Source organism: Burkholderia cepacia, assembly GCF_001718835.1.
GTDB classification, from domain to species: Bacteria; Pseudomonadota; Gammaproteobacteria; order Burkholderiales; family Burkholderiaceae; genus Burkholderia; species Burkholderia cepacia_F.
Window position 1 is genome coordinate 1,154,040 of record NZ_CP013443.1, and the last position, 13,615, is coordinate 1,167,654.

14 protein-coding genes are annotated in these 13,615 nt (G+C 69.3%); 6 read left to right on the forward strand and 8 right to left on the reverse strand.

What is annotated here, in order from left to right; all coding sequences use genetic code 11:
- Window positions 1-424: 424 nt before the first annotated feature.
- Window positions 425-1,822, forward strand: a complete 1,398-nt coding sequence (locus WT26_RS08750) for a sigma-54 dependent transcriptional regulator (RefSeq protein WP_069272628.1) — start codon at window positions 425-427, stop codon at window positions 1,820-1,822.
- Window positions 1,823-1,863: 41 nt separating this feature from the next.
- Entirely contained in the window at window positions 1,864-2,835 is a 972-nt protein-coding gene (locus tag WT26_RS08755; protein WP_059527772.1) for a thymidylate synthase, read from the forward strand.
- An 89-nt stretch (window positions 2,836-2,924) separates the two neighbouring features.
- Here WT26_RS08755 and WT26_RS08760 read toward each other — a convergent pair whose 3' ends face one another.
- Together WT26_RS08760 and WT26_RS08765 are read right to left on the reverse strand one after the other, a co-directional pair.
- Window positions 2,925-5,576, reverse strand: a complete 2,652-nt coding sequence (locus WT26_RS08760; protein ID WP_069273720.1) for a DUF6600 domain-containing protein — start codon at window positions 5,574-5,576, stop codon at window positions 2,925-2,927.
- 140 nt (window positions 5,577-5,716) lie between these two features.
- Window positions 5,717-6,424: an ArsR/SmtB family transcription factor gene (locus WT26_RS08765; protein WP_069272629.1), complete on the reverse strand. Its 708-nt coding sequence runs from the start codon at window positions 6,422-6,424 to the stop codon at window positions 5,717-5,719.
- 175 nt (window positions 6,425-6,599) lie between these two features.
- Between WT26_RS08765 and WT26_RS37995 the strand changes: the two genes are divergently transcribed.
- Both WT26_RS37995 and WT26_RS08770 read left to right on the forward strand, forming a co-directional pair.
- The gene (locus tag WT26_RS37995) at window positions 6,600-6,740 is read left to right on the forward strand and encodes a hypothetical protein (protein WP_196774788.1); all 141 of its coding nucleotides are present in this window, start codon (window positions 6,600-6,602) and stop codon (window positions 6,738-6,740) included.
- A 133-nt stretch (window positions 6,741-6,873) separates the two neighbouring features.
- Window positions 6,874-7,386: an acyl-CoA thioesterase gene (locus WT26_RS08770; protein WP_069272630.1), complete on the forward strand. Its 513-nt coding sequence runs from the start codon at window positions 6,874-6,876 to the stop codon at window positions 7,384-7,386.
- 64 nt (window positions 7,387-7,450) lie between these two features.
- On the opposite strand, the gene fumC is transcribed toward WT26_RS08770, so the two are convergent.
- The 3 genes from fumC to WT26_RS08785 all read right to left on the reverse strand — a co-directional run bounded on the left by fumC (window position 7,451) and on the right by WT26_RS08785 (window position 10,789).
- Window positions 7,451-8,845, reverse strand: a complete 1,395-nt coding sequence (gene fumC / locus WT26_RS08775; protein ID WP_059681809.1) for a class II fumarate hydratase — start codon at window positions 8,843-8,845, stop codon at window positions 7,451-7,453.
- A 183-nt stretch (window positions 8,846-9,028) separates the two neighbouring features.
- Window positions 9,029-10,417 carry a multidrug efflux MATE transporter NorM gene (norM, locus tag WT26_RS08780; RefSeq protein ID WP_069272631.1) on the reverse strand — a complete coding sequence of 463 codons (1,389 nt, stop codon included), beginning with the start codon at window positions 10,415-10,417 and terminating at the stop codon, window positions 9,029-9,031.
- Window positions 10,418-10,570: 153 nt separating this feature from the next.
- Window positions 10,571-10,789 carry an RNA-binding S4 domain-containing protein gene (locus WT26_RS08785; RefSeq protein WP_069272632.1) on the reverse strand — a complete coding sequence of 73 codons (219 nt, stop codon included), beginning with the start codon at window positions 10,787-10,789 and terminating at the stop codon, window positions 10,571-10,573.
- Between WT26_RS08785 and WT26_RS38800 the strand changes: the two genes are divergently transcribed.
- Window positions 10,788-10,919, forward strand: a complete 132-nt coding sequence (locus WT26_RS38800; RefSeq protein ID WP_257786178.1) for a hypothetical protein — start codon at window positions 10,788-10,790, stop codon at window positions 10,917-10,919. The two genes, WT26_RS08785 and WT26_RS38800, sit on opposite strands and share 2 nt — an antisense overlap.
- 143 nt (window positions 10,920-11,062) lie before the next feature.
- Window positions 11,063-11,437, forward strand: a complete 375-nt coding sequence (locus WT26_RS08790; protein WP_069272633.1) for a hypothetical protein — start codon at window positions 11,063-11,065, stop codon at window positions 11,435-11,437.
- Between the two features lie 119 nt (window positions 11,438-11,556).
- On the opposite strand, the gene WT26_RS08795 is transcribed toward WT26_RS08790, so the two are convergent.
- The 3 genes from WT26_RS08795 to WT26_RS08805 all read right to left on the reverse strand — a co-directional run bounded on the left by WT26_RS08795 (window position 11,557) and on the right by WT26_RS08805 (window position 13,612).
- The gene (locus tag WT26_RS08795) at window positions 11,557-12,333 is read right to left on the reverse strand and encodes a DUF4088 family protein (protein WP_069272634.1); all 777 of its coding nucleotides are present in this window, start codon (window positions 12,331-12,333) and stop codon (window positions 11,557-11,559) included.
- A gap of 173 nt (window positions 12,334-12,506) precedes the next feature.
- Complete coding sequence (locus tag WT26_RS08800) at window positions 12,507-12,848, reverse strand: AzlD domain-containing protein (protein ID WP_069272635.1); 342 nt, start codon at window positions 12,846-12,848, stop codon at window positions 12,507-12,509.
- Window positions 12,845-13,612 carry an AzlC family ABC transporter permease gene (locus WT26_RS08805; RefSeq protein WP_069272636.1) on the reverse strand — a complete coding sequence of 256 codons (768 nt, stop codon included), beginning with the start codon at window positions 13,610-13,612 and terminating at the stop codon, window positions 12,845-12,847. Before WT26_RS08805 ends, WT26_RS08800 begins: the two co-directional genes overlap by 4 nt.
- Between the last annotated feature and the right edge of the window lie 3 nt (window positions 13,613-13,615).

Consider the following 13,615-nt stretch of genomic DNA (forward strand, 5'->3'; position numbering starts at 1 on the left):
AAACGAGGGGAATTTGTTTCAGCTCTGAAACGAGGGGCCTTGGGAGTACTGCTGATTCAAGCAATTCGCTTCGCGGAAGACAATCGACCTACGTGTCGATACGGAAACAGCCCGGGCCTGCGGTTATACGCAGAGGATTGGCGAACCTCCGGTTCGTTCGGGTTGCCCTTCGAGCACGCGCATGGCATTGAGATCGGCTTGTTTCGATCGACGCCTGTAACTAAGCTGTCTTGACCAAAGAACAACCACACGCGAAGAGACCCGCGGCCGCTGTCCGCGATTTCGTGAGCGCCATCATGCGAGGTGTGGCGTTGCCTCGCATTGCATGGTGAATCGAGCCAGCCTGGGCATGGACCCGATTCGATTTTTGCATGCGACTTGGCATGCGCGGCAATCGTTAGACGGTTGAGGAACGGGGTGGGCTATGGAAGCCGAAGCGCGGCACGTGATCTATTTCTCCCGGGAGCCGAGCGATGCGTTGCGCGGGCACCTCGACGCGCGCGGCTGGCGTGTCGATCTCGCGGAGACCGTGCGGGACGTACGGCGCGTCGTGCAGCACGGTGTCGCAACGGCCGGGCTGCTCGATTTTTCGCCGGGCTTCAAGCCCTCGGACCTGCGCGAACTCGAATCCTGTCTGAGCATTCAGCACATCGGCTGGATCGCGGCGACATTGCGCGACCAGTTGCAGGACGCCACGCTGCGCCATCTCATTCGTGACTACTGTTTCGACTACGTGACGATGCCGTACGAGACGTCGCGGATCGTCGAGACCGTCGGTCATGCGCACGGCATGGTCGCGCTGACCGATCCGGTCACGCCGCAGCCGGGCGCCGGACGCAGCGAAGGCGAAATGGTCGGGACCTGCGATGCGATGCTCGGGCTCTTCAGGACGATTCGCCGCGTCGCGGCAACCGACGCACCGGTGTTCATCTCCGGCGAATCGGGTACGGGCAAGGAGCTGACGGCGGTCGCGATTCATGAGCGCTCGTCGCGCGCGCACGCGCCGTTCATCGCGATCAATTGCGGCGCGATCCCGTCGACGCTGCTGCAGGCCGAACTGTTCGGCTATGAGCGCGGCGCGTTCACCGGTGCGAACCAGCGCAAGATCGGCCGCGTCGAGGCCGCCAACGGCGGCACCCTGTTTCTCGACGAGATCGGCGACTTGCCGCTCGAAAGCCAGGCGAGCCTGCTGCGCTTCCTGCAGGAAGGCAAGATCGAGCGGCTCGGCGGGCACGCGTCGATTCCGGTCGACGTGCGGGTGATCTGCGCGACCCATGTCGATCTCGTGGCGGCGATGCGCGAAGGGCGGTTCCGAGAAGACCTGTTCCATCGCCTGTGCGTGCTGAAGATCGAGGAGCCGCCGCTACGCGCGCGCGGCAAGGATATCGAGATACTTGCGCGCCACATGCTCGAGCGTTTCAAGGGCGACGCGCATCGCCGCCTGCGCGGCTTTTCGCCTGATGCGGTCGCGTCGCTGTACGGCTATTCGTGGCCGGGCAACGTGCGTGAACTGATCAACCGCGTGCGCCGCGCGATCGTCATGTCGGAGGGGCGGATGATCACCGCCGCCGATCTCGAGCTGGGCGACTATGCGGTGCTGGCGCCGGTGTCGCTCGTCGAGGCGCGTGAGGCGGCCGAACGGCAGGCGATCGAGCAGGCGCTGTTGCGCCATCGCGGCCGTTTCGCGGATGCGGCGCGCGAACTCGGCGTGTCGCGCGTCACGCTCTACCGGCTGATGTGCGCGCACGGCATGCGCGATCGCGGCGACACGCTGGCAGGGTTTTCGGCGCCGTTGCAGGAGCTTCCGCGTCACGCTTGCTAAAATTGGCGGGTGCGGCCGCCCTCGCGGCCGAAGGAACCCGCATGAAACAGTATCTCGATCTCGTTCGTACCATTCTCGATACCGGCACCTGGCAGGAGAACCGCACGGGGATCCGCACCATCAGCATGCCGGGCGCGATGCTGCGCTTCGACCTGCAGCAAGGCTTCCCGGCCGTGACGACCAAGAAGCTCGCGTTCAAGTCGGCGATCGGCGAACTGGTCGGTTTCCTGCGCGCGTCCCGCAGCGCGGCCGATTTCCGCGCGCTCGGCTGCAAGGTGTGGGACGCGAACGCGAACGAGAATGCCCAGTGGCTTGCGAACCCGTATCGCCAGGGCGTCGACGATCTCGGTGACGTGTACGGCGTGCAATGGCGCCAGTGGCCGGGCTACAAGGTGCTCGACGCGGGCGCCGACGCGCAGATCGCCGATGCGACGCGCCGCGGCTTCCGGATCGTCACGCGTTTCGACGAAGACGGCGCACCGAAGGTGCTGCTGTACAAGGCGATCGACCAGTTGCGCCAGTGCCTGGACACGATCATGGAGAACCCGTCCGATCGTCGCATCCTGTTTCACGCGTGGAACCCGGCCGTGCTCGACCAGATCGCGTTGCCCGCGTGCCATCTGCTGTACCAGTTCCTGCCGAACGCGACGAAGCGCGAAATCTCGCTGTGCCTGTACATCCGCAGCAACGACGTCGGCCTCGGCACGCCGTTCAACCTGACGGAAGGGGCCGCGCTGCTGACGCTCGTCGGCCGGCTGACCGGCTATACGCCGCGCTGGTTCACATACTTCATCGGCGACGCGCACATCTACGAGAACCAGCTCGACATGCTGCAGCGCCAGCTCACGCGCGAGCCTTACGACAGCCCGCGGCTCGAGATTTCCGAGCGCGTGCCGGATTACGCGAAGACGGGCGTCTATGCGCCCGAGTGGCTGGACCAGATCGAGCCGTCGGATTTCTCGCTCGTCGGCTATCGCCACCACGAGCCGTTGACCGCACCGATGGCCGTCTGAGCGACGCGCGCTCGCGCGACGCTGATCCCGCTTCGTACGAAGGCCCGACCGGCTTGCGCCGGCCGGGCCTTTTTTCACTGCGCGGGCGCTTACTGGTGACGGCGGTCGTCATGACCATTGTTGTGCGGCGCCTGCGGCGGAGGGCTGCTCTGGACGTGCGGTGCGGGCATCGACGGCCGCGGCTCCATGCGCGGCGGCTGCATCTGCGGACGCGGTTCCATATGCGGCGCCTGCATCTGCGGCCGGGTTTCCACATGGGGCGGGGGTAGTTGCGGCCGGGGCAAGGCCTGCATCTGCATCGCCGGCGGTTGCTGCCGCGGCGCCTCGTGAGCGGGCGCCGGCGGGCGATATTCGTTCGCTCGCGGCGGCGCGACGTCCTGGCGCGGCGCGGGCGGCGCGTAGTCGCCACGCGGGCGCGGCGCCGGGGTCGCGTTGTCCGGCCGCGGCTGCCCGTGCTGCGCCGGCGTGGAGAAATCGGGGCGCGGTTGCGGCGTCGGGGCGGCGAGGTCGGCCCTCGGGTTCGGCAATGCGCGTGGCGTAGGCGCGGTTTCGGCCGGCCGCGCGGCCGGCGCCGGTGCGGCGTCAGGGCGCGGCGGCTGCATCGCGCTGCGCACGGGCGGCAGCGCATTCTGTCCCGCCGGATGGGTCGCGGTCGGCGCGCCGGACGAGCCGGGCGCCGCGCGCTGCCGGTCGATCGGCGGGTGCGGCTGCATCCACGCGGGCGATGGCGCAGGCGCGGCCTGCGCGGCGCGCGCGCCGCCGCGCAGCTCGGGCGAATTGCCGAACGATGGCGGATGCGGGACGCCGGGCGCCGGTGCCGCGGCGGCGTGCTGGCCCGCGGGCGCGTTCGGCGCGGCGCCGTTCATCAAATGCGGTGCACGCGCGGGCTCGCCGTTCGCCGGATGGCCGCCGTGCATGGCGCCCATCAGCGCAGCCGCGCCCAGGCCGGCGGCGGCAGCGCCGACCCCGGCCGCGGCGAGGCCGGACGGGCCGGACGGGCCCGAGGGGCCCTCATGCGCGGTGCCGGGCTGGCCTTCGGCCTGCGCATGCGTCGGCTGCACGACGGGGCCATGCGGATTCACGAGCTGCACGTTGTGCATCGCCCAGCCGCTCTCGTGCGGATTGCCGGGCACCTTGACCGGGCGCGGCGTGTAGTCGGGCGGCACGCTGGTTTTCACCACCGGTGCGCCCGCGCCGGGCACGCGCGCGCCTTGCTGGACCAGATGCTCGGCCGCCCGGTCGCGGTACGCGGCCGGCACGGCGGGATTGCGCGTCGCGACGTACGGATGCTGGGCAATTGCCGCCGGCGGGCGATAGCTCGCATTGCGCAGCCCGCCGGTGAAGCTCTGGCGCACCGGTGCAATGCCCGGCGTACCCGGCGTGACGTGCGCATTGCGCCATTGCTGCGGGTCGACGTGCTGCGAGAAGTGCGCGACAGGCTGGCCGTGCACGAACGCGGAGGCCGGTACGGCCGTGATCGCGTGCGGCGCACGGAAGTTGACGTACGTGTTGTTGATGTTGGTGATGTTCGTCACGTTCACGGTCTTGTTCACGTTGACGTTGTTCACCACGATGTTGCGGTTCACACGGTCGTAGTAGTGCGGGCTCCAGCCGCCCCAGCCCGGATGCCACGGTTCGCCCGGGCCGAGCGCGAACCACGCGCAGCCGGCCGCGGCGACGCCGCCCACCGTGAGCGCGACGCTCCAGTCGGGGCCGCCGCCGCCGCCCACGAACGCGACGAGTGCCGGTGCATAGACCGGCGGCTGGCTGACGGCCAGCGGGCCCGGTACCCAGGCCCAGCTGTCGTCCACGTATGCCCAGCGGCCGTAGTGATACGGCGCGAAACCCCATGGCGCGTCGTCGACCCACGTCCAGCCCCACGGGGCCTGCCAGATCCAGTGGCCGTCGTGATACGGCGCCCAGCCCTCCGGCACGTCGTTCGGCACCCACGTTGCGCCGTAGGTCGGGTTCTCGCGCCACGTGCCGTTTGCGTCGAGATCCTGGTAGCCGGGAATGTCACGGGACACATAGCGGGCCGACACCGACCGTTCCTCGGCCGCGTCGCGGCTGGCGGCCCACTGGTCGAATGGATCGAGGCCCGGCGTCGGCGCCTGCTGCGCGACCTGCAGGTCGGTGCCCGTGAACACGACCTGCTGCCCCGGTGACAGCGGATACTGGCCGTTGCTGCCGTAGACGGTCGCGCTGCCGCTGCGCACCGTGACCGTCGTGCTCGCGCCGTTCGGCGCGACGTCGACGCGATAGTCGCCGGGGCCCGTGATGCCGAGCGCGAGGTTCGGCGTGTCGATTTCATATGACGTGCCGGGCGGCAGCGAACGCACGTGAGTCGATACGGTGCCGAGCCCCACTTTCAGCTGGGTCGTCGTGTCGTCGAGGTTCAGCACCGACAGGCTCGTCGACTCGCCGAGCCGCACCGCGGTCGAGCCGATGTGCAGTTCCGAGCGCGCGCCGGCATCGTTCCAGAGCTGGTCGCCGGTCGTCAGCGGCCGGTTCACGGCGGCATACGACCACGTATCGGTGCCGGCCGGCTCGGTCGTCACGGCGCCCGACAGGTAATTGAGCCGTGCGACACGGCTGGGCGGATCGCCTTGCTGCTGTTGCCGGGCGGCCGCGTACGGCGGCGCGCCCGTCGACTGCGCGAATGCGGGGGGCAGGGCCGCAAGCGCGACGAACGCGAGCAGCGTGCAGCGGGCGGTTCGCTTGAGCGTGAACAGGGTGGCCATGGTGAGCGTCTTCGTCATTGTCGCGGCGCGTCGATTCGTGCCGTTGAGTTCACAATATCCGCTCGGCCTGTTTCAATGCTCGGTGTTTTGTAAGACCTCATGCCCGTCATGTAACAAAACTTGTCCGCCGCACGTGCGCGTCATGGGGCTGTAAGCCACGCGTCGAGCGCCTGCTGTCCGGGCACGGTGACGCGCAGCACGCGCGGCCGTGCCGCACGCTCGATCCAGCCGTGCGCGCAGAAGCTCTCGAGCAGTGCCGCACCGAGCGCGCCGCCGAGGTGTGAGCGCCGCTCGCTCCAGTCGAGGCATCCGCACGCGAAGCGGCGCCGGCGCGTGCGCTGCTGTGCGACGTCGATGCCCCAGCGCGCGAGCGCCTGCGTGCCGAGCTCGGTTGCGTCGACCGCGTCGCCTTGCGTGTCCAGCCAGCCGCGCGCGGTGAGTCCGTCGAAGATGCGCACCGCGAGTTCGCCGGCCATGTGGTCGTAGCAGGTGCGCGCATAGCGCAATTCGGCCGGGACCGTGCGGGACGGCGGCGGAACCGCGCGATGCGGCGCGGCCGCGCGGGCGACGTTCGCGAGCGCCTCGAGCGATGCCGCGATGTCGGCCGATGCGATCCGGTAGTAGCGGTGCCGGCCGCGCACGTCGAGCGCGAGCAGGCCGCCTTCGGTCAAGCGCGAGAGGTGGGCGCTTGCGGCGGAGGGCGACAGCCCCGCGATCATCGTCAGCTCGCCTGCCGGTCGTGCGCTGCCGTCCATCAGCACCCACAGCATCGCGGCGCGTCCAGGGTCGGCGATCAGCGAACCGATGCGGCTCAGGCCCGGAAAGTGGTGGTCGTCGGAATCGGTCATCGTGGCGCCTCGGAGAAGGGGGATGTCTCGCAGTGTAGGTGCTGATCGTATTCGATGTTTCGCGTCGGGCTGAAATGTCGAATGAGGAGGGCCGGTGGCGGAGGGTCGGCGGCCCCGCGCGTACAATGGCCGGGCGCGGCGGCAGTGGGGCCGCCGCACGTGACACGACGCAACGATGAAGACGATTTTCTGTTTGCTGGCGGCGGTGCTCGTCTGCGCGGCTTGCGCACAGGGTGGCGCGAGCGCCGCGGGCGAACGCGGCAGCCATATCGAGATGTACGGCGTGATCGACCAGGGCGTGACGGTGCGGCGCTGACCGGGGGCGCACCGCCCGTCCGGCATGGCCCGCTCCCGTGCGCCGGGCCGGCCGGCGCGCCGCGGCGCATTGTCGCAGTGCACCGTATAATGTGGCCGTTTGCCGCGCCCCCCCGCCGCCTGGAGTCAACAAGATGTCCGCCTCGTCCCCCGCCACCGCGACCCTCGACCGCACCGAAACCGTATTCCGCTTCCTCGCCGAACCGTCGTCCGTGAACTTCGGCGGCAAGGTGCATGGCGGCGCGCTGATGAAGTGGATCGACGAAGTCGCGTATGCATGCGCGGCCGTCTGGTCGAGCCGCTATTGCGTGACGGTCAGCGTCGGCAACATCCGTTTCCAGCGTCCGATCCTGGTCGGCAATCTCGTCGAGCTGAAGGCGCGCGTCGTGGCGACGGGCCGCACCAGCATGCACATCCATGTGTCCGTCCATGCCGGGGATCCGAAGGGCGGCGTGCTGCGCCAGACGACCGATTGCCTCGTCGTGTTCGTCGCGGTCGACGAGAACGGCAACCCGGTGCCGGTGCCGCCGTTCGTGCCCGAGACCGACGAGCAGAAGGTGCTCGCGAAATATGCGGCCGACGTGCGGGCCGCGCTCGACAAGATCGTCGAGATGAAGCCGGAAGAAGTCGCGAAAGGCGCGGTCTGACGCAAGCGCCGCCGTGCCGGACCCGTCGCGCGCCGCGCGATGCCGGCGGCGCGCGATCCGCGCGTCAGCGCGCCCCGATCATCTGCTCGGGTCGCACCCACGCATCGAATTCCGCCTCGGTCAGGTAGCCGAGCGCGAGCGCGGCGGCCTTCAGCGTCGTGCCTTCCTTGTGCGCTTTCTTGGCGATCTGCGCCGACTTGTCGTAGCCGATGTGCGGATTGAGCGCCGTCACCAGCATCAGCGATTCGTTCAGCAGCAGGTCGATCCGCGAGCGGTTCGGCTCGATGCCCACTGCGCAGTGGTCGTTGAAGCTCTGCGCGCCGTCGGCGAGCAGCCGCACCGACTGCAGCACGTTGTGCGCGATCATCGGCCGGAACACGTTCAGCTCGAAATTGCCGCTCGCGCCGCCGACGTTGACCGCGACGTCGTTGCCGAACACCTGGCAGCACAGCATCGTCACGGCTTCGGACTGCGTCGGGTTCACCTTGCCCGGCATGATCGAGCTGCCCGGCTCGTTTTCCGGAATCGACAGTTCGCCCAGCCCGCAGCGCGGCCCGCTCGCGAGCCAGCGGACGTCGTTCGCGATCTTCATGAGGCCGGCAGCAACCGTCTTCAGCGCGCCGTGCGCGAACACCAGCGCATCGGCGGCCGCCATCACCTCGAACTTGCTCGGCGCGGTCACGAACGGCAGCTTCGCGAGCCGGCCGATTTCATCGGCGACCCGCACCGCGAACTCCGGATGCGCGTTCAGCCCCGTGCCGACCGCGGTGCCGCCGAGTGCGAGTTCGTACAGGTGCGGCAATGCCGATTCGACGTGACGGATGCCCTGGTCCAGCTGCGCGACGTAGCCGGAAAACTCCTGGCCGAGCGTGAGCGGTGTGGCGTCCTGCAGGTGCGTGCGGCCGATCTTCACGATGTCGGCGAAAGCCTTCGACTTCGCGTCGAGCGTCGTGCGCAGCGTGCGCAGCGCTGGCAGCAGGTGGTTGACGATCGCGTACGCGGCCGCGACGTGCATGGCGGTCGGGAACACGTCGTTCGACGACTGGCCGCGGTTCACGTCGTCGTTCGGATGAACCTTGCGCGCTTCGCCGCGCTCGCCGCCCATCAGTTCGCTCGCGCGATTCGCGATCACCTCGTTGAGGTTCATGTTGGTCTGCGTGCCGGAGCCCGTCTGCCACACGGCGAGCGGGAATTCGCGCGGATGCTTGCCGGCGATGATCTCGTCGGCCGCGTCGATGATGGCGCGCGCCTTGTCGTCGGCCAGCACGCCGAGCGACTGGTTCACGGCCGCCGCGGCGCGCTTGACGATCGCGAGCGCGTGGATCAGCTCGGGCGACTGCTTCTCGGTCGAGATCCGGAAATTCTGCAGCGAGCGCTCGGTCTGCGCGCCCCAGAGCCGGTCGGCCGGTACGGCGATCTCGCCGAACGTATCGCGTTCCATCCGAACTGCTTCGTTCATGATCCACTCCTCCAGGAAAGGGGAAAGGCCGCGCGGCGCGCGGCGTCGGGCGTATCGTGGGCAGGCCGCGCCGCTCGTGCGCGGCGTCTCTTCGGCGGGCCTGGCGCAGGCCCGTGATCTGCGTGATCCGGGTGAACAGCCGCTAGCATAGCGCCGGCGGCGGTTTTGCGCCGTCGGGCGCGCTCACGCGCGCAGCGTGGCGAGCGACGCGCTCTTGCGGTGGAAGCGCCACGCCATCAGCACGGCCACGCTGGCAAGGCCGGCCGCGAGACCCCACCAGAGGCCCCGGGCACCGAGGCCCACGTGGAACGCGAACCAGTAGCCGGTCGGAAAACCGATGCCCCAGTAGCCGAAGGTCGCCGCGAGCATCGGGATGCGCGTGTCCTTCAGGCCGCGCAGCGCGCCCGACGCGACGGTCTGCGCGCCGTCGACGATCTGGAACACCGCGGCGATGCCGAGCAGCGACGCGGCGAGCGACACCGTGGCCGCGTTCGACGGATCGTCGAGGTTCAGGTACAGGCCGACGATCGCGTGCGGCGCGACGATCAGCACGATGCCCGACAGCGTCATGAACGCGACACCGAGGCCGAGTGCGACGAAACCCGCGTGCCGCGCGGCGACGGGCGCCCCCGCGCCGACCCAGTAGCCGACGCGCACGTTGGCGGCCTGGCCGATCGCGAGCGGCACCATGAACGCCACCGACGCGACGTTCAGCGCGATCTGGTGCGCGGCCAGCGACGTCGCGCCGAGCACGCCGATGGTCAGGCCGGTTGCGAGGAACAGCGTCGACTCGACCCCGTACGTGATCGCCACCGGCCAGCCGATGCCGATCAGCTCGCCCATCATCGGCAGCTTCGGGCGCGCGGCGGTGACGAAATGACGGAAGCGCTGCCGGCCATGCAGCAGCCAGATCAAGGCGAGCGCGGTGAGCCAGATCGTGATCGTCGTTGCGACCGCCGAACCGAGGAAGCCGAGGCGCGGCAGCCCGAACGCACCGTGGATCAGGCCATAGTTCAGCACGGCGTTGACGCCGACGCCGCCGATCGACACCCACAGCAGCCGCCGCGCCGCGCCGATCGCCGGCAGGAAGGCACGCATCAGCCCGACGCCGATCAGGCTGCCGAGCGCGGCGAAGCGCAGGATGCCCGTGTATTCGCCGACGTGATGCGCGAGCAAGGGCGGCTCGTGGAACATCAGCAGGATCGGTTCGGACAGCGACAGCGCGATGATGGCCGGAATCGCGAGCAGCACGGACAGCGCGAAGCCAGTCCAGTAGATGTGCGGCACGCGCTCGTCGGCCTTCGCGCCGCGCGCGTGCGCGACGCTGACGCTGACCGACGACAGCACGCCTTGCAGCACGGTCACGATGACGAAGAAGAAGTTCGCGCCGAGTCCGCCCGCGGCGAGCGAATCGGGGCCGAGCGAGCCGAGCAGCACCGTGTCGGTGACGCTCATGGCCATCTGCGAAAGCTGTGCGATCGCGAGCGGCGCGGCGAGGCGCGCGGTATCGGCGGCATGACTGGACAGGGACGGCGGCGCGGCGGCCGTCCGCGTAAGACCGGAATGCGACATGGAATGGGCGCTCGCGCGGGTGCGGGCCCGCGCTATATGTATTTATTTTGAGAGACGGCTAGCTTACGGCTTTATTCGAACCGTGTCGAACGAGGGGCGATGGCCCTGTCGCGCGCAGGGTCGGGTGCGGCGTCGCGCGGCCGGATGCTTGCGCTACGCGCCGTGCACCGCGATGCGCGTGTCGCCGAGCAGGACGACCTGGCCCGCGCGGATCTTGCAGGTCTTGCGCAGTTCGACCGCGCCGTCGACTTTCACCGCACCGGACGCGACGATCAGCTTCGCGCTGCCGCCGCTGTCCGCGAGGCCGGTGATCTTGAGAAGGTTGTGCAGCTCGACGTATTCGCCGGTCAGCGTGAAATCCAGGTTGGGCATGACGAAGAAGGTGCGCAAGGCGCGGGAGGAAACGCTCCGCATCATACGGCACCGGAAGCCTGCGCGCGAGCGCGGCGATACGGCGTCGGCGCGGGATGTTAAAGAGTGTGAGCGATTCGTCAGCAAATGAAACGGTGGGTAACAGTCTGAGAGATCGGCGAACCCGTCCTGCGAACGCCGGGTCTCTAGGCGTACCTGTTGCATGTTGCGGCGGGGGACGCGATGGACCGCATCGATGCAGTCCACGCCAACAACTTCCTGAGGAGAATTGCCATGTCCAAGATTCGTACGATGCTGATCGGTGCCGCGCTGACGGCGTTCGCCACTTCGGCCGCATTTGCCCAGACGGCGGGCGCACAGGGCTCGGCAGGCGCCGGCGTGCAGGTTCAGACGCCGGCCGCCGGTGCGGGCATGCAGGGCGGCGCCGACGCGTCGGGCGGCGCGACCGGCGCAATGAGCTCGGCGACTGACGAGGCGAAGGACACCGCGTCGTCGGCCGTCCAGTCGACGAAGAAGCACGTCAAGCACGCCGCGAAGTCGGCGAAGGGGCACGCCAGCGCCGCGAAGGCGAAGGCCGGCGAAGCGACCGAAGGCGGCGCATCGGTCGGTGCGGAGGGCGGTGCATCGGCCCAGGGCGCCACGCAGTAACGTCGTTCGTCCGCCGCGCGACGGTCGCCCCGCAAGGCGCGTCGTGGCGGCGGCATCAACCCGGCGGCCCGGTTCGCTTCGCGCGGCCCGGGCCGTTGTTCATGGCCGCGAGCGCGCGGTCACGGCCGGCGCTGTTCGGGCGTCTGGCCCTGTTGCGTGCGCACCGCGGGCGGCGAGAACACGCTGCGCAGCCACGCGGCGAGCCGTGCGAAGACGTCGTACGGCTCCTCGACAAAGATCTCCGGCTTCAGCAGCCGCAGGTATTCCATGATCTGCTGCGCTTCCTGCTTCTGGAACGAGCCGTGCGCGAGCCCGAGCCGCAGCAGCCCGCGCAGTTCGCCGAGCTTGTCGCGCGCGGTGCTGCCGACGCTCATCTCGCACGCGAGCTTGGCCTCGTAGACCCGTTGCCGCAGCGATTCCGCGAGCCGCCACGCCGGCGTCTGCATCAGTTCCTCGAGTGCCTGGATGTCTTGCGCCGCGCCCTTGATCTGCGAGGCGAGCGGGTCGATCAGCGACGGGTCGCCCTGCGCTTCGGCGACGATCGCCTTCGCCCAGTCGCGACAAGCCTTCGCGAGTTCGTCGGGGGTCCATTCGGAGCGGGACGCGAAGCCGAAGCCGAATTCGCCGGCCTGTCGCATCAGGATCGCGACGACGTCCGGGAATTCCTTGTCGAGCGTGCGTTTGGCCCACGCGTACTGGCCGCCCTGCAGCATCCGCTGCACCGCGTGCTCGGTCAGCGGCACCATGTTGTCGAGCAGTTTGGCGCGCAGGAAATCCTCGAACGACGGCGTCGCGAACTGCGGGTCGAGTTTCAGCGACACGCGGACGAACGCGTCGTAGTCCTTGCGCAGGGACTCGAGCGTGTCGTCCTTGAGGGAAAGGGTGATCTGGCCCATGAATCGTCTCGATGGCGGCCCGCGCCGGCCGGATGCCGGGGTCTCGCGCGCCGGCGCCGGCGCGTCGTCGACGGTCCGGCGCGCGCCGGGACCGACGGCGGGTCTTCAACCGTTTATCGGCCGGGCGGCGCGAAACTTGAGCGGGATGTGCGCTCGCGCATTCCGGCGCCGGTTCAGCCGGGCAGCCAGCCGTGCGGCAGCACCACGCCCTGCCAGAAAAAGAACACCGCGAGCCCTGCCGCGATCGTCACGAGCGGGCGGCGGGTCGCCGCCGACACGAGCACGGCCGCCAGCGCGCCGACGAGTTGCGGATTGCGCCAGGTCAGCTCGGCCGTGCCGCCGTGCGGTGAGACGGTCATCGGCACGATGATCGCGGTCAGCACGGTGACGGGCACGAAGCCGAGCGCGGTTCGCACGAGCGGCGGGAAGGTCAGCCGTTCGCCGAACAGGAACAGCGTCGAGCGGATCGCGTACGTGATGACGGCCATCCCGAGAATCAGCAGCGCGTAGCTCACGATGCGGCCTCCGTGCGCGAGCCGGCGCGTGCGCGGTCCTGTAGCAGCGTCAGCGCGACGCCGACGACGACCCCCGCCGCGACCGCGCCGAGCAGTCCGAGCTTGTACGGCCAGCCCTGCCAGAAGTACGCCAGCGTGCCGGCCGTCACGGCCGCCGCGAAATAGCGCAGGGTGCCGAGCTGCGGGACGACGATCGCAATGAAGGTCGCCGCCATCGCGAAATCGAGGCCGAGCGACTGCAGGCCCGGGAACGCCGCGCCGAAACCGATGCCCGCGAGCGTCCAGACCTGCCAGTTCAGGTACATCGCGAGCCCCGAGCCGAAGAAGTAGTGGGGGCCGATCGCGCCGGGCGGGAAATGGCGGTAGTGCGCATAGGCGACCGCGAACACCTCGTCGGTCATCAGCGCGCCGAGCGTCGCGCGCCAGCGCAGCGGCAGGTGCGCGACATAGGGCGCGAGCGTCGCGCTGTACAGCAGGTGACGCAGGTTCACGATCAGCGTGGTCGCGAGCACGACGACGAAGCTTGCGCTGCCCGCGATCAGGCCGAGCGCGATGAACTGCGCGGAGCCCGCGAACACGGCGAGCGACATCAACGCGCCATGCCACGCGGCGAGCGGGCCGCCGCCAACGAGCGTGCCGAAAATCACGCCGAACGGGGCGGCGCCGATCATCATCGGGATCGTGTCGCGCGCGCCGTCGAGCCATTCGTTCAGCGGACGGCGTGGGGATGACGCGGATGATTGATTCACGAATTGCTCCTCCATGAG

Bases quoted from the DNA above. Each gene is read 5' to 3' on its own strand.
- WT26_RS08790 (WP_069272633.1), top strand. From the start codon at position 11,063: ATGTCCAAGATTCGTACGATGCTGATCGGTGCCGCGCTGACGGCGTTC.
- WT26_RS08750 (WP_069272628.1), top strand. From the start codon at position 425: ATGGAAGCCGAAGCGCGGCACGTGATCTATTTCTCCCGGGAGCCGAGC.
- norM (WP_069272631.1), bottom strand. From the start codon at position 10,417: ATGTCGCATTCCGGTCTTACGCGGACGGCCGCCGCGCCGCCGTCCCTG.
- WT26_RS08755 (WP_059527772.1), top strand. From the start codon at position 1,864: ATGAAACAGTATCTCGATCTCGTTCGTACCATTCTCGATACCGGCACC.
- fumC (WP_059681809.1), bottom strand. From the start codon at position 8,845: ATGAACGAAGCAGTTCGGATGGAACGCGATACGTTCGGCGAGATCGCC.
- WT26_RS08765 (WP_069272629.1), bottom strand. From the start codon at position 6,424: ATGACCGATTCCGACGACCACCACTTTCCGGGCCTGAGCCGCATCGGT.
- WT26_RS38800 (WP_257786178.1), top strand. From the start codon at position 10,788: ATGACGAAGAAGGTGCGCAAGGCGCGGGAGGAAACGCTCCGCATCATA.
- WT26_RS08785 (WP_069272632.1), bottom strand. From the start codon at position 10,789: ATGCCCAACCTGGATTTCACGCTGACCGGCGAATACGTCGAGCTGCAC.
- WT26_RS08795 (WP_069272634.1), bottom strand. From the start codon at position 12,333: ATGGGCCAGATCACCCTTTCCCTCAAGGACGACACGCTCGAGTCCCTG.
- WT26_RS08805 (WP_069272636.1), bottom strand. From the start codon at position 13,612: ATGGAGGAGCAATTCGTGAATCAATCATCCGCGTCATCCCCACGCCGT.
- WT26_RS37995 (WP_196774788.1), top strand. From the start codon at position 6,600: ATGAAGACGATTTTCTGTTTGCTGGCGGCGGTGCTCGTCTGCGCGGCT.
- WT26_RS08760 (WP_069273720.1), bottom strand. From the start codon at position 5,576: ATGGCCACCCTGTTCACGCTCAAGCGAACCGCCCGCTGCACGCTGCTC.
- WT26_RS08770 (WP_069272630.1), top strand. From the start codon at position 6,874: ATGTCCGCCTCGTCCCCCGCCACCGCGACCCTCGACCGCACCGAAACC.